The 24,520-nt window shown below is 74.0% G+C and carries 20 protein-coding genes, 1 pseudogene and 1 riboswitch; of the genes and pseudogenes, 7 read left to right on the forward strand and 14 right to left on the reverse strand.

Annotation, left to right across the window (positions count from 1 at the left end; genetic code table 11):
* The 10 genes and pseudogenes from JOD64_RS00005 to JOD64_RS00050 all read right to left on the reverse strand — a co-directional run.
* Positions 1-1,296 (reverse strand): bifunctional cobalt-precorrin 5A hydrolase/precorrin-3B C(17)-methyltransferase (locus JOD64_RS00005; protein WP_204940249.1); only part of this gene is annotated, 1,296 nt, incomplete at its 3' end.
* Positions 1,293-2,639: a precorrin-6y C5,15-methyltransferase (decarboxylating) subunit CbiE gene (gene cbiE / locus JOD64_RS00010; protein ID WP_204940250.1), complete on the reverse strand. Its 1,347-nt coding sequence runs from the start codon at positions 2,637-2,639 to the stop codon at positions 1,293-1,295. The genes cbiE and JOD64_RS00005, both read right to left, overlap by 4 nt.
* A complete protein-coding gene (locus tag JOD64_RS00015) occupies positions 2,627-3,778 on the reverse strand; it encodes a cobalt-precorrin-5B (C(1))-methyltransferase (protein WP_204940251.1) in 1,152 nt (383 codons plus the stop codon). The genes cbiE and JOD64_RS00015 overlap by 13 nt, the downstream gene beginning before the upstream one ends.
* Entirely contained in the window at positions 3,775-4,620 is an 846-nt protein-coding gene (gene cobM, locus JOD64_RS00020; protein WP_204940252.1) for a precorrin-4 C(11)-methyltransferase, read from the reverse strand. Before cobM ends, JOD64_RS00015 begins: the two co-directional genes overlap by 4 nt.
* Positions 4,617-5,435: a precorrin-2 C(20)-methyltransferase gene (gene cobI / locus JOD64_RS00025; RefSeq protein WP_204940253.1), complete on the reverse strand. Its 819-nt coding sequence runs from the start codon at positions 5,433-5,435 to the stop codon at positions 4,617-4,619. Before cobI ends, cobM begins: the two co-directional genes overlap by 4 nt.
* Positions 5,432-6,793: a cobyrinic acid a,c-diamide synthase CobB gene (locus JOD64_RS00030; protein ID WP_204940254.1), complete on the reverse strand. Its 1,362-nt coding sequence runs from the start codon at positions 6,791-6,793 to the stop codon at positions 5,432-5,434. The genes cobI and JOD64_RS00030 overlap by 4 nt, the downstream gene beginning before the upstream one ends.
* Positions 6,790-7,401: a cob(I)yrinic acid a,c-diamide adenosyltransferase gene (gene cobO, locus JOD64_RS00035; RefSeq protein ID WP_204940255.1), complete on the reverse strand. Its 612-nt coding sequence runs from the start codon at positions 7,399-7,401 to the stop codon at positions 6,790-6,792. Before cobO ends, JOD64_RS00030 begins: the two co-directional genes overlap by 4 nt.
* A 69-nt stretch (positions 7,402-7,470) precedes the next feature.
* Positions 7,471-9,752 (reverse strand): annotated as a pseudogene (locus JOD64_RS00040) (putative cobaltochelatase).
* A 55-nt stretch (positions 9,753-9,807) separates the two neighbouring features.
* Positions 9,808-13,476: a cobaltochelatase subunit CobN gene (gene cobN, locus JOD64_RS00045; RefSeq protein ID WP_204940256.1), complete on the reverse strand. Its 3,669-nt coding sequence runs from the start codon at positions 13,474-13,476 to the stop codon at positions 9,808-9,810.
* Between the two features lie 271 nt (positions 13,477-13,747).
* Positions 13,748-13,925, reverse strand: a riboswitch (cobalamin riboswitch).
* A 318-nt stretch (positions 13,926-14,243) separates the two neighbouring features.
* Positions 14,244-14,579, reverse strand: a complete 336-nt coding sequence (locus tag JOD64_RS00050; RefSeq protein ID WP_204940257.1) for a hypothetical protein — start codon at positions 14,577-14,579, stop codon at positions 14,244-14,246.
* Positions 14,580-14,798: 219 nt separating this feature from the next.
* On the opposite strand from JOD64_RS00050, the gene JOD64_RS00055 reads away from it, so the two are divergent.
* The 4 genes from JOD64_RS00055 (at position 14,799) to JOD64_RS00070 (ending at position 17,385) form a co-directional block, all read left to right on the forward strand.
* Positions 14,799-15,293, forward strand: a complete 495-nt coding sequence (locus tag JOD64_RS00055; protein WP_275581628.1) for an RNA polymerase sigma factor — start codon at positions 14,799-14,801, stop codon at positions 15,291-15,293.
* Positions 15,286-15,996, forward strand: a complete 711-nt coding sequence (locus JOD64_RS00060) for a hypothetical protein (protein WP_204940258.1) — start codon at positions 15,286-15,288, stop codon at positions 15,994-15,996. Before JOD64_RS00055 ends, JOD64_RS00060 begins: the two co-directional genes overlap by 8 nt.
* Positions 15,997-16,097: 101 nt before the next feature.
* Positions 16,098-16,646 carry a hypothetical protein gene (locus JOD64_RS00065; RefSeq protein WP_204940259.1) on the forward strand — a complete coding sequence of 183 codons (549 nt, stop codon included), beginning with the start codon at positions 16,098-16,100 and terminating at the stop codon, positions 16,644-16,646.
* 70 nt (positions 16,647-16,716) lie between these two features.
* On the forward strand, positions 16,717-17,385 hold the full coding sequence (locus JOD64_RS00070; RefSeq protein WP_204940260.1) for a hypothetical protein: 669 nt from the start codon (positions 16,717-16,719) through the stop codon (positions 17,383-17,385).
* 172 nt (positions 17,386-17,557) lie between these two features.
* Here JOD64_RS00070 and JOD64_RS00075 read toward each other — a convergent pair whose 3' ends face one another.
* Positions 17,558-18,454, reverse strand: coding sequence for an aldo/keto reductase (locus JOD64_RS00075; protein ID WP_204940261.1), 897 nt, complete (start codon positions 18,452-18,454; stop codon positions 17,558-17,560).
* A 73-nt stretch (positions 18,455-18,527) separates the two neighbouring features.
* Entirely contained in the window at positions 18,528-19,790 is a 1,263-nt protein-coding gene (locus JOD64_RS00080; RefSeq protein ID WP_204940262.1) for an MFS transporter, read from the reverse strand.
* Between the two features lie 159 nt (positions 19,791-19,949).
* On the opposite strand from JOD64_RS00080, the gene JOD64_RS00085 reads away from it, so the two are divergent.
* The 3 genes from JOD64_RS00085 to JOD64_RS00095 all read left to right on the forward strand — a co-directional run bounded on the left by JOD64_RS00085 (position 19,950) and on the right by JOD64_RS00095 (position 22,486).
* Positions 19,950-20,939: a LacI family DNA-binding transcriptional regulator gene (locus tag JOD64_RS00085; RefSeq protein ID WP_204940263.1), complete on the forward strand. Its 990-nt coding sequence runs from the start codon at positions 19,950-19,952 to the stop codon at positions 20,937-20,939.
* 166 nt (positions 20,940-21,105) lie between these two features.
* Entirely contained in the window at positions 21,106-21,639 is a 534-nt protein-coding gene (locus tag JOD64_RS00090; protein WP_204940264.1) for an OmpA family protein, read from the forward strand.
* A 133-nt stretch (positions 21,640-21,772) separates the two neighbouring features.
* Positions 21,773-22,486, forward strand: coding sequence for an alpha/beta hydrolase (locus JOD64_RS00095; protein ID WP_204940265.1), 714 nt, complete (start codon positions 21,773-21,775; stop codon positions 22,484-22,486).
* A 59-nt stretch (positions 22,487-22,545) separates the two neighbouring features.
* Here the strand turns inward: JOD64_RS00095 and JOD64_RS00100 are convergent, their stop codons facing one another.
* On the reverse strand, positions 22,546-23,736 hold the full coding sequence (locus tag JOD64_RS00100; RefSeq protein WP_239559297.1) for an FUSC family protein: 1,191 nt from the start codon (positions 23,734-23,736) through the stop codon (positions 22,546-22,548).
* 103 nt (positions 23,737-23,839) lie between these two features.
* A complete protein-coding gene (locus JOD64_RS00105) occupies positions 23,840-24,469 on the reverse strand; it encodes a TetR/AcrR family transcriptional regulator (protein ID WP_204940266.1) in 630 nt (209 codons plus the stop codon).
* Between the last annotated feature and the right edge of the window lie 51 nt (positions 24,470-24,520).

The following is a 24,520-nucleotide window of genomic DNA, read 5'->3' on the forward strand; positions in this document are numbered from 1 at the left end:
GACCGCCCGGCCGGCGACGGCCTCGGCGACGGCGGCGCGGGCCCGCGCCTCCTCCGCGCCCAGTCCGCTGGAGAGCACCCGGGTTCCCGGGCGGAGCAGGTCGCGGACCTGGTCGAGGTACTGGTCGAGGCCGACCACCACGGCGGCGCGACGCAGCTCGGTGACCGCGCGGGGGGTGCGCAGGTCGGCGGCGCCCGGTCCGAGCCCGACGATGGCCAGCCGGCCGCGCGGCGCGTGGCGGGCCACCGCCACGGTGGCCATCGCCGTCGCGGTCTTTCCCACCAGCAGGGTGGCGTCGCCCGGTCGGCCCGCCGGGCCGAGCAGCGCCGCGGCCTCCGCCACGCTCGGCGTGCCGACCGCGGCGCGGACCACCTCGCTGGGGTGCGGCACGTCGACCGTGGCCAGCCGCGTCGCCGGCCAGGTCACCAGGGGTACGCCGATCGCGTCGGCGGTGCTGAGGATGCCCGCCTCGTCGGCCTTGACGTCGGCGCTGGCCAGGCAGCGCAGGCTCGCCGGGCTGAGGCCGGCGTCGGCCAGCACCCGGTGCAGCAGCTCGGTCACCTCGGCGGCGGGTACGCCCCGACTCGCGCCCACGCCGGCGACCAGCGACGGGGGCCGGAGCACGGCGGTCCGCCCGTCCAGCGGCACCACCCGGTCGGTGACCAGCAGCCGGTACCCACTGCCCTGCTCGGCGCCGCGGTCGGCGGCGGGCTCGGGGGTGGCGGCGGACCCGGCGCCGCTGTCGGTGGCGGCGCTGTCGGTAGCGGCGGGTTGGGGGTGGACGTTCGGGGGCAGGGCGGGCAACGGCCAGTCTGCGTCGGCGATCAGCTGGACCGGCTCGCCGTCCAGGATGGCCCGGGACACCGCGGCGACCGCGCCCTGCACGGGCCAGCCGAGGGTGTCCAGCCCCGGCAGGCCGACCGCGTCGGTGGCGGTGGTGATCACCGGTCGGGCGTCCAGTACCGCGCCGATCTGTTCGGCGAGGTCGTTGCCGCCGCCGGCGTGCCCGCCGAGCAGCGCCACGGCGTGCCGGGCCGCCTCGTCGACGACCACCACGGCCGGGTCGCTGTGCTTGTCGCCGAGCAGCGGCGCGAGGATCCGCACCACGGCACCGGTGGCCAGGAACGCGACCACGGCGTCACACTCCGCCCAGGCGGTCCGCAGCGCGTCGGCCACGGTCTCCCCCTCCACCGGCCGGGCGTGCGGCCAGGCGGCGGCGATGGTGTCCGCGTGCCGTCGGCCGGCGGCGGTGGCCGCCACCAGTCCGATGCGAGCGGGCGGGTTCTGGTCGTTCACGGGCGCTCCCCGGTGAGGACGACCACCGGGTTGGTGGCCGCGAGGCGGATCGACCCACCGGGCAGGTCGGCGAGGCGGGCGGCGGAGAGTTGGCTGCCCTCGACCGTGTAGCCGGCGGTGCGCAGGAGGCCCACGGCCGGTGCGACCCGGTCGAGTGCGGCCAGGGTGAGCACCACCCGTTCGGGCTGGCGGGCCACCACGGCGGCGAGGACCTCGGCACCGCCACCGCCGACGAAGACCGCGTCCGGCTCGGGCAGGCCGGCCAGCGCCTGCGGGGCTGGGCCGGTAACGAGTCGGACGGTTACGGCGTGCGCGGTGGCGTTGGCCCGGATGGTCGCGCCAGCCTGCGGGTCCTGTTCGACGGCGACCACGGCCGCGCCGAGCAGCGCGCACTCGATGCCGACCGAGCCGCTGCCCGCGCCGACGTCCCACACCAGCCGACCGAGCCGGGGGCGCAGTCGGGCGACGACGAGGGCCCGCACCTCCGACTTGGTGATCATGGAGTCGCGGTGGGCGTACCGGGTCTCCGGCAACGCCCAACCGCCGACCGGAGCGGCAGCCGGCTGGTTGTCCGACCGCATGCCACCGGCCGCGACCAGAGGTGCGGGGTCGGGTGCGGATTCGGCGGCGTCGGGTGCGGGGTCCGCAGCGTCGGGTGCCGATCCAGTGGCGTCGGGTGCGGATTCGGCGGCGTCAGGTGTGGCGAGGCTGAGCAGGACGTGCGGGTCGGACCAGGTCTGCGCGGCGGCCTGCTCGGGGGTCACCTCGCGGATCCGTTCGGCGTCGGTGCCCAGGTGCTCGGCGACCAGCAGGCGGCGGGACCAGCCGGCCAGGCCGGCGCCCAACTCGGCCGCACCGGCGCCGGGTGCGGTGAGCACCGCGACCAGCGGCAGTGCCCGGCAGGCGTTCAGGGCCGGTCGCGGGTCGCGCCCGTGCGCGGTGACCACGGCGGCGCCGTCCCAGGGCAGCCCCGCGCGGGCGAAGGCGGCGGCCACACTGGACACCGCTGGCACCACCCGCAGTGGCAGCCCGGCCGCGCGCAGCCGCCGGACGATGCCGAAGAACCCGGGGTCCCCGCTGGCCAGCACCACGGCCGGCACCCCGGCGGCGACCGCCTCGGCCAGCCGGTGCAGGGCCGGGGCGAGCGGCCCGAGGGTGACGGTGTCGGCACCGGCCGGTACGGGCACCGCGGTCAGGTGCCGGGCGGCCCCGACCACCAGCCCGGCAGCGGCCAGCACCGGAGCGAGAGCGGGGTGTGGCGGGGCGCCCGCGGCGTCCAGACCGACCACGGTCACCGGGGACGGCACCCGGGTCACCGGGTCCACGCGGGTCACCGCGGCCACCGGCCGGACGAGGCAACGACGTGCGCTCCGGCGAAGTCGACCATCGCCACGTCCACGGTGACCGTCGGCCCGGCGAAGCGTCGCAGCACCTGGCGTACCCGTTGGCAGAGCAGGTCGCCGGCCGGGCCGAGCAGTCCGGCCGCCTCCCACAGCTCGTACGCGTGCCGCCCGGTGTTCGCCTCGGTCACGGCGTCGACGAGCGCCGGGTCGCCACCGGCTTCGGCGGTCACCGCGCCGAGCAGGGACAGGTCCACCATGGAGCGGGTGTAGTGGGTCATCAGCACTCCGGCGGCGAGTTTGGCCAGTTTGCCGGCCATGCCGACGAAGACGACGCCGGTCATGCCGTCGCCCACGGCGGCGGTCACCGCGGCACCGGTGAAGTCGCCGACCTCGACGAAGCAGACCTCGGGAAGGTCGGGCAGGAGCGCGCGGGCGGCCCGCTCGGTTCGCCCGCCGGTGCAGAGCACCACGGTCCGCTCCCCCTGGGCGGCCATCACGTGCACGGCCTGGACGACGCTGGCCCGCCAGGAGGCGGTGGAGAAGGGACGGACGATCCCGGTGGTGCCGAGAATCGAGATCCCGCCCAGGATGCCGAGCCGCCGGTTGGTGGTCTTGCGGGCCATGATCTCGCCCCGGGGCACGCTGATCACCACGCGTACGCCGACTTCGGTGAGGTCGACCACCTCGGCCACCGCCTCGTCGATCATCCGGCGCGGGGTGTCGTTGATCGCGGGGCCGCCGACGGTGAGCCCGAGGCCGGGCTTGGTGACCATGCCGACACCGGCACCGCCGGCGAGCCGCAGCCCGGGGACGTCGGTCCAGTCCACGGTGGCGGTCAGCTCGGCCCCGTGGGTGACGTCCGGGTCGTCCCCGGCGTCCTTGACCACGACCGCCTCGGCGCGGGCCGGCGGGGTGCCGGTCACCTCGCAGCGTTCGACCGGGAAACGCACCCGGCGTCCGGCGGGCAGCCCGATCTCCACCTCCTGTTGGGTCGTGCCGGTGACCAGCGCGGTGACCGCGGCCTTGGCCGCCGCGGTCGCGCAGGCGCCGGTGGTCCAGCCGGTACGCAGCGCGGTGGGCCGGACCTTCGCGGTTCGCGGCAGGTCCGGCTCGCGCAGCGGCGGCTCGGCGTACGTCATGGTGTGTGCCCCGGGGTGGCTGTCCCCCCGGTGCGGGCGCCGGCCTGGCGGCGCAGCTCGGCGCGGGCGGCCGGCTCGGCGCGGCGGAAGGTGTGGAAGTGCCCGGGGTGGTAGAGGTGCGAGCGGGTGCCCTCGGCGGCGAGCGCCGGCCCGACCAGGAACAGGGTGTGCTTCCACAGCTTGTGCTGCTTGACCGTCGCCTCCAGGGTGCCGATCGTGCAGCGCACCACCAGCTCGTCCGGCCAGGTCGCCTGGTACGCCACGATGGCCGGGGTGTCCTCCGGGTAGCCGCCGGCCAGCAGCTCGACCTGCACCTGCCCCGAGCGGGCGGCGGAGAGGAACAGCGCCATGGTGGTGCCGTGCCGGGCGAAGTCGCGGACCCGCTCACCGGGCGGCATCGGGGTCTTGCCGCCTTCGAGGCGGGTGAGGATCACCGACTGGGCCACCTCGGGCACGGTCAGCTCCCGTCCGACGATCGCCGCGACGGCGGTGAACGAGGAGACCCCCGGCACGATCTCGACGGCCAGGCCGAGCGCCCGGCACAGGTCCAGTTGCTCCTGCACCGCGCCCCACAGCGCCGGGTCACCGGAGTGGATCCGGGCCACGGTCAGCCCCTGCTCGGCGGCCCGCTCGTAGAGCGGCAGCACGCCCTCGATGGGCAGCTGCGACGAGTCGACGATCTCCGCGCCGGAGCGGGCGTGCTCCAGCACGTCGGCGTGCACCAGGCTGGCCGCCCAGATCACGATGTCCGCCTCGGCGATCACCCGGGCGGCCCGCAGGGTCAGCAGGTCCGCCGCACCGGGGCCGGCTCCGACGAACCACACCTTGCCGTCGCTTGTCACAGTTTTCCTCCTCGGTGGTCGCGGCGGGCCGGGACCAGCAGTGTCGACAGGTACGGCAGGTCGTGCGTGGTGTCGTCGACCGGGCCGATGCGTTCGCCGGGCAGCCCCAGGCTGCTCCCGAGCACCGCGTCGGCGAGCCGGCCCTGTCGGCGCAGCTCGGCGAGCAGCTCCGGGTGCCGCCGCCAGCCCTTGTAGGCGACCACGGTGCCCGGCCCGGCGAGGGCGTCGGCGAACAGCGCCAGGCCCGCGGTGGCGGGCAGCAGGGTCAGCGGCTCCCGTCCCTCGCAGAGCGGGGTGCCGCTGCGCGCCGCCAACTCCTGCATGGCGGTGACGCCGGGCACGGTCGCCACCCGCACCGCCGGGCGCAGCGCCCGGACGCTCTGCGCGAGGTAGCCGAAGGTGGAGTAGACGTTGGGGTCGCCGATGGTGGCGAACGCCAACGACCGCGCGCCCGCGTCGATCGCCTCGACCACCACCCGGGCCGCGTCGTCCCAGGCCGCCGCGCGGCGGGCGGTCACCCCACCCCGGTCGTCCAGGGCGAACGGCAGCCTGCGCAGGCGGTTCGCCGCGACGTAGGACCGCACGGTCCGCTCGGCCCGCCCGGCGTCCCCGCCCGGCGGTGTCGGACCGGCGGTCGCGGTGGGCTCGACCCGGTCCGCCATCACGGGTACGAAGACCACGTCGGCCTCGCCCAGGACCCGCACCGCCTTGACGGTGAGCAGTTCCGGGTCGCCCGGGCCGACGCCCACCCCGGTCAGCGTGGCGTCGGCCGACCCGGCGTGCACTCCGGCGGCGGAGCGATCGTCGGCGCTCATCGGCACGCCTCGACCAGCCGGCGGGCGGCGGCGGGGTGACCGGCCCAGTGGGTGTGCAGGTAGGAGGCGTGCACCCGGCCGGCGACGAAGCCGTGCTCCGCGTCGTCCCAGCGCCACGCCGGCGCCTCGCCGTGCTGCGGGTCGGTGGTCGTGCGGTGGAACTCGTGGCCGCGTACGCCCTCGCCGGCGCGGGCCACCGGGGAGTCGCTGACGGCCACCGCCTCGCGGTAGCCGAGGGTGAGCCGGCCGGTCATCCGGGCGCTCAGGTCCAGCCGCCCGCACATCGGCACCTCGTCCAGGGACCGTCCGAGGTAGAGCAGCCCGGCGCACTCGGCCACGATCGGCCCGTCGAAGTCGGCCAGCTCGGCGCGGAGTGCGGCGTTGCCGGCGAGCGCCTCGGCGTACGCCTCGGGGAAGCCGCCGCCGATCACCACCGCGCGCGTGCCGGCGGGCAGCGCCGGGTCGCGCAGCGGGTCGACGGTGACCACGTCGGCGCCGGCCGCGGCGAGCAGTTCGGCGGTCTCCGCGTACGAGAAGGTGAAAGCCGGACCACCGGCGAGCGCGACCAGCGGCCGCTCGGCGCCGGCCGGCCCGCCGACGGCGGCGACCGGGTCCCAGGCCGGGGTGGTCAGTGCCGGGGCGGTACGGGCCAGGTCGAGCACCGCGTCGAGGTCCACGGTGGCCTCGACCAGCTCGGCGAGCGCGGTGACGATGGCGAGGGACTCGGGTGCCCGCTCGGCGACCGGCACCAACCCGAGGTGCCGGGCCGGGGCGGCGACCTCGGCGGCGCGGGTGACGGCCCCGAGCACCGGCACGCCCACCTCGGCCAGGGCGTCGCGCAGCAGCGTCTCGTGTCGGGGTGAGCCGACCCGGTTGAGGATCACCCCGCCGATGCGCACGGCCGGGTCGAACGCGGCCATGCCCAGCGTCAGCGCGGCGGCCGAACGACCCTGGGCGGTGGTGTCCAGCACCAGCAGCACCGGCGCCTCGATGAGCCGGGCGACGTGCGCGGTGGAGGCGTAGTCGCGGCGGCCGACCGCGCCGTCGTGCAGACCCATGACGCCCTCCACCACGGCGATGTCGGCGGGCGTGGGCACACTCGCGCCGTGCCGCAGCAGCGGGGCGATCCGCTCGGCCCCGACCAGGAACGGGTCGAGGTTGCGGCCAGCCCGGCCGGCGGCGAGGGCGTGGTAGCCGGGGTCGATGTAGTCCGGGCCGACCTTGTGCGGGCTGACCGTCAGGCCGCGACGGCGCAGCGCGGCGAGCAGCCCGGTGGCCACGGTCGTCTTGCCGTGACCACTGGCCGGGGCGGCGACGACCACCCGAGGCAGCGGCCACGGTTCGGTGGGGACGTTCACCACTCGATGCCCTTCTGGCCCTTCTGGCCGGCGTCCATCGGGTGCTTGACCTTGGTCAGCTCGGCCACCAGGTCGGCGGCGGCGACCAGACGCGGGTCGGCGTCGCGGCCGGTGATGACCACGTGCTGGAAGCCGGGCCGGTCGGCCAGGGTGGCCACCACCTCGTCGACGTCCACCCAGCCCCACTTCATCGGGTAGGTGAACTCGTCCAGCACGTACAGCCCGTAGCGCTCGGCGGCGAGGTCACGCTGGATCTGCCGCCAGCCCTCCAGGGCGTCGGCGGCGTGGTCGGCGTCGCCGCCGCGCTGGATCCAGGACCAGCCCTCGCCCATCTTGTGCCAGGCCACCGGTGCGCCCTGACCGGTGCGCTCGTGCACCTCGCCGAGCGCGCGGAAGGCGTTCTCCTCCCCCACCCGCCACTTGGCGCTCTTGACGAACTGGAACACCCCGACCGGCAGGCCGGCCGTCCAGGCCCGCAACGCCAACCCGAAGGCGGCTGTCGACTTCCCCTTCATTTGTCCGGTGTGGACGATCAGCAGTGGCCGGTGCCGCCGTTGCCGGGTGGTCAACCCGTCGGCGGGCACGTTGGTCGGCTGTCCCTGCGGCATCAGCAATCTCCCCTGCTCGTCACGCCCACGCCCATTCCTCCCGCGATCTTTCGGTCTGCGATACGTGCATTACGTCCTCTGTGCCGCGACCGGAAGTGCAAGATCGCGCGAGTGGGGGCTGGGGTGGGTCAGGGCTGTCAGGGGGTGTAGTGGGGCAGTCAGCTGGGTTGCCAGGCGACCTGCCAGGTGCAGGCGTACCGGGCCGGATTCGCAGTCGATGACCACGCAGGCGGCTCCGGTTGCCGCCAGGACCGCTGCCGCTCCCGCGGAGCGGTCCAGCGGGCGGGTGCCCGCGGTAGCCCGGCCGTCGGTGACGATGAGAACCAGGGGGCGGCGCTTCGGGTCACGCAACCGCTCCACCCGCAGCAGGTCGGCGGCCGCGAGCAGCCCCTCCGCCAACGGCGTACGCCCACCGGTGGGCAACTCGGCCAGCCGGGTCGAGGCGGCCAGCACCGACGAGGTGGCCGGCAGCAACGTCCGAGCGCCGGCACCCCGGAAGGCGATCACCGCGACCTTGTCCCGCCGCTGGTAGGCGTCGGTGAGCAGAGCGAGCACCGCGTCCTTCACGGCGGTCATCCGCTGCCGGGCACCCATCGAGCCGCTCGCGTCCACCACGAACAGCACCAGGTTTCCCTCGCGCCCCTCCCGGACCGCCTCGCGCACGTCGTCCGGGCGTAACCGCAGCGGGCCGGTCAGCCGCCCCCGGGAGGTCTGGTGCGGCGCGGCGGCACGGACCGTCGCCGGCAGGTGCAACGCCCCGACCCGACCCGTCGGCACCCGGGCCCCGGCGGTGCGCCCCCGGCCGGTGCGGGCACGCGAGCGCCGGCCGGGCACCCCGTCACCCACCCCGGGCGCGGTGAGCACCCGCGCCTTCAGCCCACCCCGGGGTACGGCCACCGGCTGAGCTTCTCCGCCGCTGCCCCGCCCACGGGTCGAGTCCTCGTCGACGCGGGCCGCAGCTCGACCGCCGGCCGCCCCCGCGTGCTGACCGGGCCCACCCCGGTCGTCTGTCGGGTGCTGCGGCCGTCCACTGTCGTCCGCCCCGTTCGGCCCCTCGACGTGCCCGTCCGGGCCAGCGCCGTCACGGGCCGGGTGCCCGGCCGAACCCGGTCCACCCTGGTCGACCCCGTCGGAGCCACTGCCGTCACCACCCTGCGAGCCCTCACCGCCCGCCGGACCGGTGTCGTCGGGGCCACGATCGTCCGGGCCACCGCCATCGGGGCCACCGCCATCGGGGCCACGGTCGTCCGGGCCGCTGTCGTCCGGGTCGTCCGGGTGCGCGTCCTGGGCACGTTGCAACGCCTCGTCGAGGCGCTTGTCGTCCAACCCGGGGGTGTCGAACGGGTCGCGGCGCCGACGGTGCGGCAGGGCCAGCCGAGCCGCCACCCGGACGTCGTCGATGGTGACCCGGTCCCGGCCATGCCAGGCGGCGTGCGCCAACGCGGTACGGGCGGTGACGATGTCGGCGCGCATACCGTCCACGTCGAACGCGGCGCACACCTCGGCGATCTGCCGCAACGCCGCGTCCGGAAGTCGTACCCCGGGAAGCCGACGGCGTGCGGCGGCCACCTGGCGGGCGACCTCCGCGTCGGCGTCGGCCCAACGGGCGGCAAAGCCGGCCGGGTCGGCATCGGCGGCGAGCCGGCGACGGACCACCTCGACCCGGACCTCCGGGTCACGGCTGGCGCCCACCTCGACGGTGAGCCCGAACCGGTCGAGCAACTGCGGGCGCAACTCCCCCTCCTCCGGGTTCATCGTGCCCACCAGCAGGAACCGGGCGGCATGGCTGACCGAGACGCCTTCCCGCTCGACGTGGCTGCGGCCCATCGCCGCCGCATCGAGTAGCAGGTCGACGAGGTGGTCGTGCAACAGGTTGACCTCGTCGACATAGAGGACACCCCGATGCGCGGCGGCGAGCAGACCCGGCTCGAAGGCGCGGACACCCTCGCCGAGGGCCTTCTCCAGATCCAGTGAGCCGACCACCCGGTCCTCGGCGGCACCGACCGGCAACTCCACCAGCCGGGCGGGGTGAGTCTCGGCAGCGGCACCGACCGGGTGCGGGCCATCCGGGCAGGCCGGGTCGGGATCGGCCGGGTCACAACCAAAACGGCAGCCGGCGACCCGACGGACCGGAGGCAGCAACGCGGCGAGAGCCCGCACCGCAGTGGACTTGGCAGTCCCCTTCTCGCCACGCACCAACACCCCGCCGATCGCCGGGGAGACCGCGTTGAGCAGCAACGCCAGTCGCATGTCGGCCATGCCGAGCACGGCACTGAACGGATACGTGGTCACTGTGCCTCCTTGGATCGCGACTGCGGGGCTCGCAAACCCGGCTCACTCCTCGCGCTCACGCTGCCTCCTTGGATCGCGACTGCGGGGCTCGCAAACCCGGCTCACTCCTCGCGCTCACGCCCGGTCCTCCAGGTCGCCCTCACTGGCCAGGTACGTGTCGCGCAGCCGGTCCAGGGTGGCCGGCTCGGGTTTGGCCCACAGCCCCCGGTCGGCGGCCTCCAACAGCCGCTCGGTGATGCCACGCAGCGCCCACGGGTTGGACTGCTCCAGGAACTCCCGGGTCGTCTCGTCGAATAGGTACGCGGCGGCCAGGTGCTCGTACATCCAGTCGTCGACTACGCCCGCGGTGGCGTCGTAGCCGAACAGGTAGTCCACGGTGGCGGCCAGCTCGAACGCGCCCTTGTAGCCGTGCCGGCGCATCGCGGCGATCCACTTCGGGTTGACCACCCGGGCGCGGAACACCCGCCGGGTCTCCTCGCCCAGGGTGCGGGTACGCACGTCGTGCGGCATCGCCGAGTCACCCACGTACGCCTGTGGCGAGGTGCCGGTGAGGTGACGGACCATCGCCACCATCCCGCCGTGGTACTGGAAGTAGTCGTCGGAGTCGACGATGTCGTGCTCGCGGGTGTCCTGGTTCTTCACCGCCACGGCGATCCGGGCGAAGGAGCGTTCCATGTCGGCGCGTGCCTCCCGCCCGTCCAGGCCCTGGCCGTAGGCGTAGCCGCCCCACACCGCGTACACCTCGGCCAGGTCGGCGTCGCTGCGCCAGGTCCGGGCGTCGATCAGGGGCAGCAGGCCCGCGCCGTACGCTCCGGGCTTCGACCCGAAGATCCGCGCGGTGGCCCGTCGCTCGTCGCCGTGCTCGGCGAGGTCGGCGGCGACATGCGCCCGCAGGTAGTTCTCCTCGTCCGGTTCGTCCAGGGCGGCGACCCGCCGGACGGCGTCGTCGAGCAGCGCCACGACGTGCGGGAACGCGTCGCGGAAGAACCCGGAGATGCGCACGGTGACGTCGACGCGGGGCCGGCCCAGCTCGGCGGTCGACACCACCTCGATGCCGGTGACCCGCCGGGACCGGTCGTCCCAGACGGGACGGCAGCCCAACAGCGCGAGCACCTCGGCGATGTCGTCGCCCTGGGTCCGCATGGCACTCGTGCCCCACACGGTCAACCCCACCGAGCGGGGGTACGCGCCGGTGTCGGCGAGGTGCCGGGCCAGCAGGGAGTCGGCGAGGGCCACTCCGACGTCCCAGGCGTTGCGGCTGGGAATGGCCTTCGGGTCGACGGAGTAGAAGTTACGGCCGGTGGGCAGCACATTGACCAGGCCACGGGTGGGTGAGCCGGACGGGCCGGGTGGCACGAACCGGCCGTCGAGCGCGCCGAGGGTGTGGGTCAACTCGTCGGTGGTCCGGTCCAGTCGGGGCACCAGCTCGGTGGCGGCGAAGTGCAGCACCGCGGCGACGTCCGGGACCCGCTGGCCGGTCACCTCCTCGACCACCGTGTCGACGGCGTCGGTGTTCCAGCCGAGCGTCTCCATGCCGAGGACCAACCGCCGGGCGAGTGCCTCGATCAGGTCGACGGCGTCGGCGGCGGTGCCGGCCGGACCGTCCACCACGTCGGTCAACGCGGTGGGCAACGCCAGTCGTTGTCCCGGTGACGCGAGCAACGCCTGCTCGTCGAGGGAGTACGCGCCGGCGAGGGCCTGGCGCAGACCGGGCAGGGCACGGGCGCCGCCCCAGACCTGTGGCGCGCGCAGCACCGCGAGGACCAGGTTGACCCGCGGCTCACCGGTGGGCGCGTCGGCGAGAATGTGCAGACCGTCGCGGATCTGCACGTCCTTGACCTCGCAGAGGTACCCGTCGAGGTGCAGCACGAAGTCGTCGAAGTCGTCGGCGTGGGGCATCGCCTCGGCGTGCAGGTCGTGGTGCAGTTCGGCGGCACGCACCAGGTCCCAGATCTGCGCCCGCACGGTGGGCACCTTGGCCGGGTCGAGCGCCTGCACGGTGGCGTACTCGTCGAGCAGTTGCTCCAGCTTGGCCAGGTCGCCGTAGGTTTCGGCGCGCGCCATCGGCGGCACCAGGTGGTCGATCACCACGGCGTGTGCCCGCCGTTTGGCCTGGGTGCCCTCGCCGGGGTCGTTGACGATGAACGGGTAGACCAGCGGCAGGTCGCCGAGGACGGCGTCGGGTGCGCAGTCGGCGGCCAGGCCGAGGCCCTTGCCGGGCAGCCACTCCAGGGTGCCGTGCTTGCCCAGGTGCACCACGGCGTCCGCGCCGAAGCCGCCGTCGGCGACGGGCGCGGCCAACCAGCGGTACGCGGCCAGGTAGTGGTGGCTGGGCGGCAGGTCCGGGTCGTGGTAGATGGCGATCGGGTTCTCCCCGAAACCGCGTGGCGGCTGGATCAGCAGCACCACGTTGCCGAAACGCAGCCCGGCGAGCACGATGTCGCCGCCCTCGGTGTAGAGCTCGCCGGGCGGCTCACCCCAGTGTTCGCGCATCCGCTCGCGCAGCTCGGCCGGGACCTGGTCGAACCAGCGTCGGTAGGTCTGCCCCGCAATCCGGGCCTCGGCGCCGGCCAACTGTTCCGGGGTGAGCCATTCCACGTCGTGACCACCGGCGGCGATCAGCGCGTGGATCAACGCGTCCCCGTCGGTGGGCGGCGGCGCGGCGCCCAGGTCATAGCCGTCCTCGGCCAGCGCGGCGAACAACCGGACCGCCGAGACCGGGGTGTCCAGCCCGACGGCGTTGCCGACCCGGGAGTGCTTGGTGGGGTACGAACTGAGCACCACGGCGACCCGCTTGTCGTGGTTCGGCAGGTACCGCAGCCGGGCGTGGCGCACCGCGATGCCGGCGACCCGGGCGGCCCGCTCGGGGTCGGCGGCGTAGACCGAGAGGCCGTCCGGGTCGATCTGCTTGAACGAGAACGGCACGGTGATGATCCGGCCGTCGAACTCGGGGATGGCCACCTGCATCGCCGCGTCCAACGGGGACAGTCCGGCGTCGCTGCCGGCCCACTGCTCACGGGTGCTGGTCAGGCAGAGCGCCTGGATGATCGGCACCTCCAGGGCGGCCAGTGCGCCGACGTCCCAGGCGTCCTCGTCGCCGCCTCCGGAGGCGTCCGCGGCGACCGCGCCGCCGGCCGCGAGCACGGTGACCAGCAGCGCGTCGCAGCGGGCGAAGAGCCCGAGCGGACCGGCGGTCGCGGTCAGCCCGCGCAGCGAGCCGCAGAAGATCGGCAGCGGGTTGCCGCCGGCCGTCCGCACCGCCTCGGCCAGCACGTCGACGAAATCGGTGTTGCCGGCCAACGCGTGCGCCCGGTAGAAGACGATCCCCACGGTGGGCTGTTCCGGATTGGTGGGGTACTCGCGGTGCACGCCGTACGCCGGAGTCGGTGCGGGTGGGGCGAACCCCTCGCCGGTGAGCAGCACCGTGTCGGACAGGAACCGGGCCATTTGCCCGAGGTTGTCCGGGCCACCCTCGACCAGGTACGCCAGCGCCTGGGTGACGACCCCGGACGGCACGGTGGAGATGGCCATCAGCTCCGCGTCGGGTAGTGCCTCGCCGCCGAGCACGGCCGTCGGGATGCCGCTGTCGAGCACGGTGGCGAGGCCGTCCGGCCACGCCTGCCGACCGCCAAGGAGGCGTACGACGACGAGGGCGACCCCGTCGAGCAGGGCGGGCACCTCGTCGGCGGCGACCCGGGCGGGGTTGGCCAGCCGGTAGTCGGCACCGCTGGCGCGGGCGGCCAGCAGGTCGGTGTCGGCGGTGGAGAGCAACAGGATGCGCACGGCAGGCTCCGGACAGTGACGTCGAGGCGCTCGCGGGAGCGACCCGGCATGAGGGATGGGCGCAGGGTTCGGCCTGGTCAGCGGCGCAGGGCCGGAGACGACGGGCGGTGCGGTACGGACTCAGCGGTGAGCGGAGAGATCGCGCCCGGGAGCCGGTGGGCCGACGATGCTGCCGATCGTGGCGACGGCACGGCAGCCGCACGAGCCACGACGATATCGGTCGATGAATGAGACGCCCTGCGTCATCGGGTCCTCCTCGGGTGTCCACGCCCTGGGGTACGTCCCGACGGCCGAAGTATCCTGGCTTCCGGATCGACGCTCTTCCCCCGGCCTTCCAACCGCAGACACACGGCCGTGACTCACGAGGGGGGATCGCTCCCCGGTGACAGTGGCGGGACCGCGTCGGATTCGCACCGACTTCCTTCACTGCCGTCAGGCCGCGAATGCTGCCACACCCTCGCGCCGCCGGTCAACGCAGACCCCGGCACCGCCCCGCCATGCTCACCACATTGACCTGCGGAAATATCGGCGCGCGGGGTTGCCTGATGCACGAGACGACGAGCTGATTGGCCGGTGGCGGCGTGACCCTGCGGAGGGAGCCGACTGTCTGTGTGACTCCCTTGAAGCTGATGCCGTAGACGCGGAGGTGTTCAGCGATCACTCGCACGTGCGGAACCCGATGGGCGTGCAGGAACATCCCCGGTCTAGCCGGGCATCCTGACGGAACGGGCGACTGCGCCGCTCGCCATGATCCGCTGCCGCGGGGCTCAGCGGGCGTGGCGTTCCGGGTGGGCTCGGCTCCAGGTCCGCATCCGTTCCGGGTAGCCGGTGCGGGCCGCCTCGTACAGCGGCACCGCGTGCTTGCGGGCGATGGCCCCCGCCGCGCGTGGCGTGCCGGTACGGCGACGGATCCACTCGCCGTCGTGGGCGATCGCCACCACGGTGGTGTCCGTCGCGGTCGTCTCCGGCTCCAGGTAGAACTCCACCCCCCGCCGAGAGGCGACGAACGACTCCAGCGCGGCGAGATCGTCGCGGGTCGCCTCGCGGTCCAGCTTCGTCGGGGTCGCCTCGGCACCCCGTGACCGGCGGTTGAACCAGCTCATGACCAGCCCCTCTCCTCGACGCCCTCCAGTGCAGCACCGATTCCTGGCAATACGCTGCACGCCGGGTGGGAGACAGCTGAGCCACTTTTCGAGAACCCGGAGTTGGAACCGGCAGCGCGTGAGCGGTGTCATGGGTTGTGACCGGAACGGAGGTTCGCCCTGGACGACGACGCACTCGTCACCCGCGCTCGGGCAGGTGACCTGGAGGCGTACGACCTCCTGGTCGCCCGGCACACCGCGTCCGCGTACCGGACGGCGGTGCTGCTCGGCGCGGGCTCGGACTCCGAGGACGTCACCCAGGAGGCGTTCGTGAAGGCGTACCGCAAGCTGTCCCGTTATCGGGGCGAGTCGTCGTTCCGGTCCTGGCTGCTCGCGATCGTCGCCAACGAGACCCGCAACCTGCACCGCTCCCGTGGCCGGCGCGACGGGCTCGTCCTGCGGGCCGCCGCGGCGAACCCGACGTCGGAGATCGCCGAGGACGGGGCGGTCAGCGCGGTTCTCGCCGGGGAGCGCCGCACCGCGCTGGTCGAGGCCCTGCGTCAACTGCCGGTACGCGATCGCGAGGTGATCGTCTGCCGGTTCTTCCTCGATCTCACCGAGGAGGAGACGGTGGCGGCGCTGGGCTGGCCCCGCGGCACGGTGAAGTCGCGTACGTCTCGGGCCCTGACGAAGCTTCGCGGCCTGCTCGACCACGAGGAGGTCCGGTATGGGTGACCTCGAACGGGAACTGCGCGACCTGTCCACCTGGCTGGAGACACCCGACCCGCCCGACGTGACCGCAGGCGTGCGCGTACGGCTCAGCAGGCCGGCACACCGGTGGCGTCGGCTCGCCGCGGCGGCGCTCGTCGCGGCCGTCGTGGCGGTGGTGCCGCCGACCCGTGCGGCCGTCGCCGACGCTGTCACAGGGCTGCTGCGCTTCGCCGGTGTCAGCATCGCCACCACGCCCGCCCGGACGCTGCCCGGCGACAGTCCGTCGCCCTTGCCCAGCCAGCGGTCCATCGCCCTGGACGAGGCCCAACGGTCGGTACGGTTCCCGATCCGCCTACCGGCGAAGCTGGGTCCGCCCGAGCGGGTGCTGGTCGCCGACCCCGACCCCACGGGCAGCTACCGGGTCGCGACGCTGCTCTACGACGGGGGTGCGCTGCGCGTCGACGCGTTCGACGGCGGCCTCAATCTGGCCTTCCACAAGGAGGCCACCCCGCCCGGGGTGGACTGGGTCCAGGTCAACGGGGACTTCGCCGTGTGGGTCGACCGCCCGCACGTGCTGTCGTACGTGGACCGGGCCGGGCAGGTCCGCGAAGAGACCGCCCGGCTGGCCGCCTCCACCCTGATCTGGGAGGACGACGACGTGAGCTACCGGCTTGAGGGCGCCCTCTCCAAGGCTGAGGCGATCGAGATCGCCCGGTCGCTGCGCTAGGGAACCGGGCGGGCCCGGCCGGTGTCGTGAAGGTACGACGAGTCGTCGACGCCCGGCCTGCTCCAGACCGGGGTCGCGGCCCGCGTACCGGGAGGGGCGAGATGGGTGCATGGGGCAGGTTGATGCTGGCGTCGTCGGTGGTCCTGCTGGCGGGGTGCACGACCACGGCCAGCGGCGGGTCGGCCACGCCGACCAGCGCCAGCGCCAGCGGCGGGCCGGCCGCGCCGACCGGCGCCACCGCCACCACGGCGAGCGCCACGGCGGGTTGCGGTTCGCGGGTCGAGACGGGGTCGCTGCCCGACTGGGCGGACGCCGGTTTCCACGGGGACGCCCGGGTACCGCACGTGTTCGGCGCCAAAGGTGACATCGTGGCGGTGCTGTTCGCCCACCCGCTGAGGCTGGACCGGAAGGACGGGTCGAACAACAAGATCCTGTGGGTGGCCCAAGCCTCCACGACTTCACCCGACCCGACGTCGCCGGCGACCCTGGTGATCACCGCGACACTGGACGGCACCGACACCAGGGTGACCCGGGAGGTCGCCGGCGGTCCAGGTCCGTCGATCATCGACATGCCGCAGGCCGGTTGCTGGCACCTCGACCTGCGTTGGTCGGGGCACACCGACACGATGGACCTGGTCTACGCCCCATGAGCTGCTGCGACGCCGCCCGTCCCGAGCCGTCGTGCTCAGGTCGATCGGGGCGCGGCCTAGGCTGCCGGGCGTGCTGAAGGACGCACGGGCTGCGGCGGCCCGCAACAACGCCGAATGGTGTGACATCGTCTGCGGCAGCCACGGGCTGACCGGCCGTACCGACGCCGAAGCCTGGTCGGTCCCCCGCCGCTCGCCACCGTGGTACCCGGACGCGGTCACCCTGCGGCCGGGCGTCGACGCCGAGGCCCTGCTGGCCCGGATCGACGCGGGACCCGGCGCGTCGGTGAAGGACAGCTTCGCCGACCTCGACCTGTCCGGGTACGGGTTCCGGGTGCTCTTCAACGCCCAGTGGATCCACCGCCCTCCGGCGAAGCCACCGGTCGACGCGCCGCTCACCCCGGTCGGCACCCCCGACGAGTTGGCGGCCTGGGCGGCGGCACACGGCGGCGCGGACCTGTTCCGCTTCGCGCTCCTGACCGACCCACGGGTACGGGTGCTCGCCCGCCACGACGACCGGGGCGTGCTCACCGGCGGCGCGGTGCTCAGTGGCAACGACGGCCGGTACGGCGTCTCCAACCTTTTCACCCACACCGACGACCCTCTGGACATCTGGCACGGAGTCTGCGCCACTGTGCCCGCAGCAGCACTTGTCGGCTACGAATCCACCCCGGACCTGACCCCAGCCCTGAGCGCAGGCATCACCCCAACAGGCCCCCTCCGAGTCTGGCAAAACGCCTAACCCACCCCGGCCCACCCCGGCCCCCACCCAGCCCCGCCCGCCCCCGCCCGCCCCCGCCCGCCCGCCCCCGTTGATCATGAGGTTATCGCCCCGACACGCCGGACGGGATGGCAATAACCTCATGATCAACATGGGAGGGCGGGGGCGGGTGGGGGGCGGGGGTGGGGGTGGGTCAGGACAGGTTGGTTAGGTCTTCGGGGGTTAGGCGTAGGGCTGCGGCCGCAATGTTCTGCTCCAGGTGCTCCGGGTCTGTGGTGCCGGGGATGGCCAACACGTGTGGGCCCTGGTGCAGCGTCCAGGCCAGACGTACCTGCTGCGGGGTGACGCCGTGGGTGCGGGCCACCGCCTCGACGGCCACGCCCTGCGCGGCGCTCGCGCCCGCCTCCCGGCCGGTGCCGGCCAGCGCGAAGAACGGCACGTAGGCGATGCCCCGCTCACCGCAGAGCCGGACGAACTCGTCCTGCTCGCGGTAGGCGTCCACCCCGTAGTTGTTCTGCACGCAGACCACCGGCGCGATGCCCGCCACCTCGTCCAACTGCGTGGGCCGGGCGTTGGAGAGCCCGAGGTGCCGGATCAGCCCGGCGTCGCGCAACTCCGCGAGGGCGCCGAACCGATCGACCAGCGGCACCGGGCCGGGTCCGCGACCGAGGCGCAGGTTCACCACGTCGAGCTGGTCGCGGCCGAGCCGACGCAGGTTCTCCTCCACCTGGGCGCGCAACTGCGCCGGGGTGAGCGCCTCGGTGAAGCCCGCCTCCGGGTCGTACCCGAAGCCGACCTTGGTGGCGATCACCAGATCCTCCGGGTACGGGGCGAGCGCCGCGCGGATCAGCTCGGTCGCGTAGCGGGCCGGGCCGGTGCCGACCCGCAGGACGCCCCCGGGTGAGACGTAGAACGCGGCCGTGTCGATGTGGTTGACGCCCAGCTCCACGGCCCGGCGCAGCAGGGCGACGGCCCGGTCGCGGTCGGGGTTCGCGGTGATCCGCATGGAGCCGAAGCCCATGCGGTGCACGGTGCGGTCACCCAGGGTCCAGCTGCCCGCCGCGGCGGCGGTGATCTCGTCGGTTGGCATTCGGCGACCATAGCCAGCACGGGTACGCGGCGCAGTCGGCCACGTACCCGATACCGCTCGGCGACCGCGTGGGTTAGTTTTTGTGTGCTGACGGAGCCGTCTCGGCGGCGTGCGGCGGGCGCAGCACCCGCACCAGCAGCAGGGTCGGCAGCAGCAGCAGAGGCACCACCAGCAGCGCGCGCAGGGTGCCGACCTCGTCGCCGAGCAGCCCCAGCAACGGCGGCCCACCCAGGAACGCGGTGTAGCCGATCACCGCGACCACGCTCACCCGCACCGGCGCGTGCGCCTCCTCGTCGGCCGCCGCGCTCATCCCGACCGGGAAGCCCAGCGACGCCCCGAGGCCCCACAGCGCGACGCCGACGATGGCCACCGGCCCCGACCCGGCCAGCACGGCCAGGCCGGCCCCGACGACGGCGAGCCCGATGGTGCCGGTGAGCACCGGCACGCGACCCCACCGGTCCAGCGCGATGGTGCCGGCGGTGCGCCCGATGGTCATGCCCACCACGAAGACACCGAAGACCGCCGCGCCGGCGGCCTCGCTCAGGTCCCGTCCGTCGATGAACGCAACTGCCAGCCAGTCGTTGGCGGCACCCTCGGTGAACGCCGCCACCAGCACGAACAACCCGATCAGCAGGGTGCGCGGCTCCCGCCAGGCGGCGAGCTGCGCCCGGCGACGGGCAGCCGGGGTGGCGTCCGCCGGGTCGCCGGTGTGATCGCTGGCCACGGGCAGGAACGTCCGGGCGGCGAGTACGGTGCCGGTCAACACGACAACCGCCACCGCCACGAGATGCGTGCCGACGGGTACGTCGAACCGGGCCGCCAAGGCGCCCAGCCCCGCGCCGGCCACCGACCCGAGGCTCCACCCCGCGTGGAAACGGGGCATGATCGTCCGACCCAGCCGCCGTTCCACCGCCGCGCCCTCGACGTTCATCGCCACGTCGCAGGCGCCGGAGCCGTAGCCGAAGGTGGCCAATCCCAACGCGACGACGACGAACGACCCGGTCATCGTGGCGCCCAGCCCCGCCACGGTCAGGCCGACCGCCACCAGCACGGTGGCCAGGGTCACCGTGCGGGCCGCGCCGAGTCGCTGGGCGAGCAGGCCGGAGGTGGGCATGGCGAGCAGCGCGCCGACGCTCATCGCCAGCAGGAGCAACCCGAGCCGGCCGGCGGAGAGGTCCAACGCCTCACGGACCGCCGGCACCCGGGAGAACCAGCTGCCGACGGCCAGCCCGTTGAGGGTGAAGGTGACAGCGACGCCGTTGCGGGCGAGCAGCACAGCCCGCGAAGGCGGCGGCGCGGTGTCCGGGGCAACGGGTCTACTGGTGGTGGCGCTCACGGAGACAGGTCCTCTTTCTCGGGGTGATCTCTTGGGACGATCGCACACCTGAGAGCGCTACCACCACAAGCGGATACGCCCCTTACCGGCGGTGCGCCGGCCGGGGCATGATGTGAGCAGGCGTTTGTCCGACCGGACGGGCCGCCGCAGGAGGCGACGATGACGGCAGCGGCACACCGACCGGCCACCCTCGAAGACGTCGCGCGGGTCGCCGGGGTGTCCCGGTCCACCGCGTCGCGGGTGATCGCCGGCACCGGGTTCGCGTCCCCGGCCGCCCGGCAACAGGTCACGGCCGCCGTCGATCAGCTCGGTTACGTCCCCAACCCGGCCGCCCGGGCACTGGTCCGTGGTGGCGGCGTGCGACTGGTCGTGGCCGTCCTGGGGACCAGTGCGGCGGTGCTGGAAGACCCGTACGTCCACCAGGTGGTCGGCTCGGCCGCCCGGGTCTGCACGGCCGCCGGTGTCGGGGTGGCGCTGCACTGGCTGCCACTGGGCGACCCCCGCGGCCTCGACCAGCTCGGCGGGGATCGCACCGTCTGCGGGGTGATTCTGGTCAACACCACCGAGGACATGCTGGATGCGGTGCCCCGGTCGCTACACGGCCGGGTGGTCTCGATCGGCATCGGCTCGGCGGCGGTGCCGTCGTTCGACGTCGACAACGGCGCCGGCTCCGAGGCGGTGCTGCGCCACCTGTACGCCACGGGTCGCCGTCGGATCGCCATGGTGACCGGTCCCCGGTGGCTGCCCTGCGCGCAACGCCCCGTTGAGGCGTACCGCCGCCTCATGCGCCTCGTTGGCCTGCCGGAGCGGGAGCTACCGGGGGACTTCACCGCGGCGCGCGGCCGGTTGGCCGCCGGTGAGGCGCTGCGCCGCTGGCCGGACGTCGACGCGATCTACGCGATCAGCGACGACACCGCGCTCGGGGTGATCGCGGGCCTGCGTGACGCCGGCGTACGCGTGCCGGGCGACGTCGCGGTCGCCGGCTTCGACGACATCCCGCTGGCCGGCATGACCGCCCCGGCGCTGACCACCGCGAGCCACCCGGTGGGACGGATCGCCGTCGCCGCGGCCACCGCACTGCTGGACGGGCGTCCCGCCGCGCCAGAGACCCTGTTCCCTTCCGTCCTGGTGGCCCGCGCCAGCGCCTGAGCTCCGACGGTCAGAGGGTCACGGCCGCTCCCACCCTGGTGCGCGCGGCATGAAGCGGTGTTCGTGAAGCCGCAGCAGACGGCCGAACTCTTCGCCACGTTCGGGGCTCCACCGACGGACGTGACCGCCGTCGACCTGGCCATCCCGCAGATTCCGGTGTTCGAGAATGTTCCGCTCGGTTAACCGTCCACACCGGCCGGTCGCCGTCACGATCGTCGCCGGTTTGGTGCTCCTCGTCCCCGCGCCGGCGGGGGCCGCACCTGGAGGCACGGCCGGCGCGCCGACGACAGTGGTGGACGGGCCACGGCCGGGAGCCGACGGCGGGCAGGTGACGACTCCGGTGGTCGACGTGGTGGCGCCGGCGGTGGACGTTTTCGTCGTCACCGGCAGCGTCGAGGGTGACAGCACCGAGGCCGAGAGCTTCGACCGGGTCGAGCTGACCCTCGGCGCCGACGTGCTGTTCGCGTTCGGCAAGGCCGACCTGTCTCCGGCCGCGCACCAGCGGCTGGCGCAGATCGCCGAACGGATCCGCCAGCAGGCCAAGGGCGTGGTCCGGATCGACGGGCACACGGACGCGATCGGCGACCCGGCCGACAACCAGGAGAGCGAGCCGATCGCGACGGAGACCACCCCGGACGGCAGGGACAACCCGGCCGGCCGGGCGAAGAACCGCCGGGTCGAGATCCGCTTCGACAAATAGCGGGGTACGTCGGCTGGGGCCGGCGTACAGATGTCTCCTGCTGCAGTGTCAACCCTGTCAGCCCTGACGAATAACCCCTGGCGGGCCGGGTAACCGCGTCGGGCACTCCGTCGACCGCGAGGAGGGATGAGCCGTGTCCGACTCCTCGCCGTCGCGGCGGGACCCCACGCAGGGGCCCCGGCACGGCCGATTGACCACCCGCCGCCACCAGCCGGTGACACAGGCACCCACCGGGCTCGTGCCGATGAACGGCCCAGACGGTGAGCGGCTGGCGATGGCGTACGCCCCGGAGCCGGCAACCGACGCTTCGGCGTACCGGTTGGTGTTGCTTTTGCACGGTGCGGGCGGTTCGGCGCGGCAAGGCCTGGACCTGCTGCTGCCCGTCGCGGACGCGCATCACCTGCTGCTGGTTGCCCCACAGTCATCGGCGGCGAGCTGGGACCTGATCGCTGGCGGCTTCGGGGCGGACGTGGCGCGTATCGACGGACTGCTCGCGACCGCCTTCGACGGCTACCCGGTGCGTGACGTCACGCTGGGCGGCTTCTCCGACGGCGCTTCGTACGCGCTGTCGCTGGGCCTGGCCAACGGCGACCTGATCGACGCGCTGCTGGCCTTCTCGCCCGGTTTCGCCGCGCCACCGGCGACTCACGGCCGTCCACGGATCTTCGTGTCACACGGTGTGGACGACCGGGTGCTGCCGATCGACGTGTGCAGCCGCCGGCTCGTCCCCCATCTGCACGGCCTCGGCTACGACGTCACCTACCAGGAGTTCCAGGGCGGCCACGAGATCCCCACCCCCATCCGCGATACGGCCACCACCTGGCTGACCACCCCACCCCCACCCTGAAAAATAGACCGCCGGGCACGAGCATCGATGATCGCGGCGCTCGTCGTCAACGCACGACGTCAGACTGCGGGAAGGCCCAGGGCTTCGTCGACGCGGGCGAGGACGGCGACGTCGTCCTCGGGGTTCACGCCTCGTAGCAGGTCGATGGCCGTGGCACGAATCTGCCCGATGATCATGGCCAGTGGGAGGGTCTGCGTGGAGCCGAAAAGCTGCCCGGCGGTGTGCACGGCGGCCAGGGCGGCTTCGTCGGCCCGGGTGGCGTGCTGATCGGCGGCCTCGTCGTGTCCGTCCAGGTCGGCGGCGAGAGCCGCGCCGGCCTGCCGGACCGCCTCCGCCAGCGACCGCAGGGCGGCACCCAGCTCGGGCGGCGCAGCCGGGGCACGCAACTCCGACGGCGGAGCCGGGGTTTGCAGCCGGCTGAGTGTCACGCCGGCCCGGGCCAGCACCCGGACGTTGCGGACCGCATAGTCGATCTGTCGGATCGACTCGTCCACCGACCTCAGTCGACCGATGTGCTGGCGCCGACGGACGTTGAGCCGCAGCGCCTCACCGGCGGCCAGCACCCCGTTGCGCAGCCCGTCCACCCGGGCGTCCATCCCCCGGGCCTGCGTGAGCGCGGCGATGGCGGCGGCCTCGTCGCGGTGGTCCAGCGCGTCGGCGATCTCGCCCAGCAGCCCAGCCAACTCGTCGAAGGTTCGTCGTACCTCGGCGACCAGCGGTGCCAGCGGGTGCCGGGCGTCGACCAGCAGGCTGACGGCGAGGGCGACCGCGCCACCGAGCAGCGCGTCGACGAAGCGGAACGGCACCAGCGACCCGTCCGGCGGTGCGACCACCACCAGGTAGAGCGCGGAGACCGCGGCCTGCACCAGCGTCACGCCAGTGGCACCGAAGGCCACCGCGAGGAGGACGGTGAGCAGGATGACGGTGAACACCGTCCAGGTGGTGCCCGGGCCGAGCGCCTGCACCACCAGGTCCGCGACGAGCACCCCGGCGGCGACCCCGAGAACGACCTCGACCGCCCGGCGGATGCGCTGCCCCCGGGCCTGGCCGAGAACGATCAGGGCTGCGGCTGGCGCGAAGAAGGGCTGCGGGTGCCCGAGCAACCGGGTGGCCAGCAGCCAGGCCACCGTCGCGGCGACGGTCGCCTCCAGCACCGGCCGCCAGCCGTGCCGCAGCCGCCCGCCGGCCGTCCGCAGCCCGCCGAACCGCATCATCACCGACCTCCCGTACGCGCGCCTACCGGCCCGCATCCACCAGCACGATCGTCTCCCATCAGGCGGAGGACCTGCTCACCGGGCTGCTCCGCCTCCCTGCCCGTCGAACCGGTCGCCGCCGGCAGCCGCCTGCTGACGGTCAACTCCCGGTCAGGGCCCGCAGCAGCGTACGGACCGCGGCGCTCAGGTCGGCACGGCTGGCCGCGCTCCCGGGCTGCGGAGCGCTGAGCGCGCCTGCGCCGACGAGCCGATCGAAGAGCAGCCCGTCCACGAATGCGACGAACTGGTCGCCCTGCCGGTCGGGGTCGGTGGCACCGGCCCGGGTCAGCAGGTCCCGGGCCTGCACCCGAAGGCCGGTGCCGTGTTGCAGGATGCCCCGCAGTTCGGGCCGGTGCACCGCCTCCAGTAGGCAGGCGTAGCGGGCCAGGGTCCGGCTGCGCCCGGTGCTCAGCCAGCGGTCGAGCACCTCGGCGACGCCGGCGGCGAGCCCGTCGAGGTCGTTGCCGTCGAGGCGGGGTGCGGGTGTCGGGGGTGGCGGGCCGGTCGGCAGCTCGTATTCCGCCAGGTCGGCCCGGTCCCGTTCGGCGAGCCGTCCCACCACGGCCTCGATCAGCGACTGCCGGGTCCGCAGGTACGCGGAGGTGGTGCCGGGCGGCATTCCGGCGCGCCCGTCGACCGCCCGGTGGGTCAGCGCTCGCATCCCACCGTCGGCGATCAACTCGATGGCCGCGTCGGTCAGCAACGCGATCCGGTTCGTGCGGGCCGTCACGGCACTCCTTCTGTCCATGGTCCGCAGGTAGTATCACTCTTCTACAGGTGT

The sequence above is a fragment of the Micromonospora luteifusca genome (assembly GCF_016907275.1).
GTDB lineage: Bacteria > Actinomycetota > Actinomycetes > Mycobacteriales > Micromonosporaceae > Micromonospora > Micromonospora luteifusca.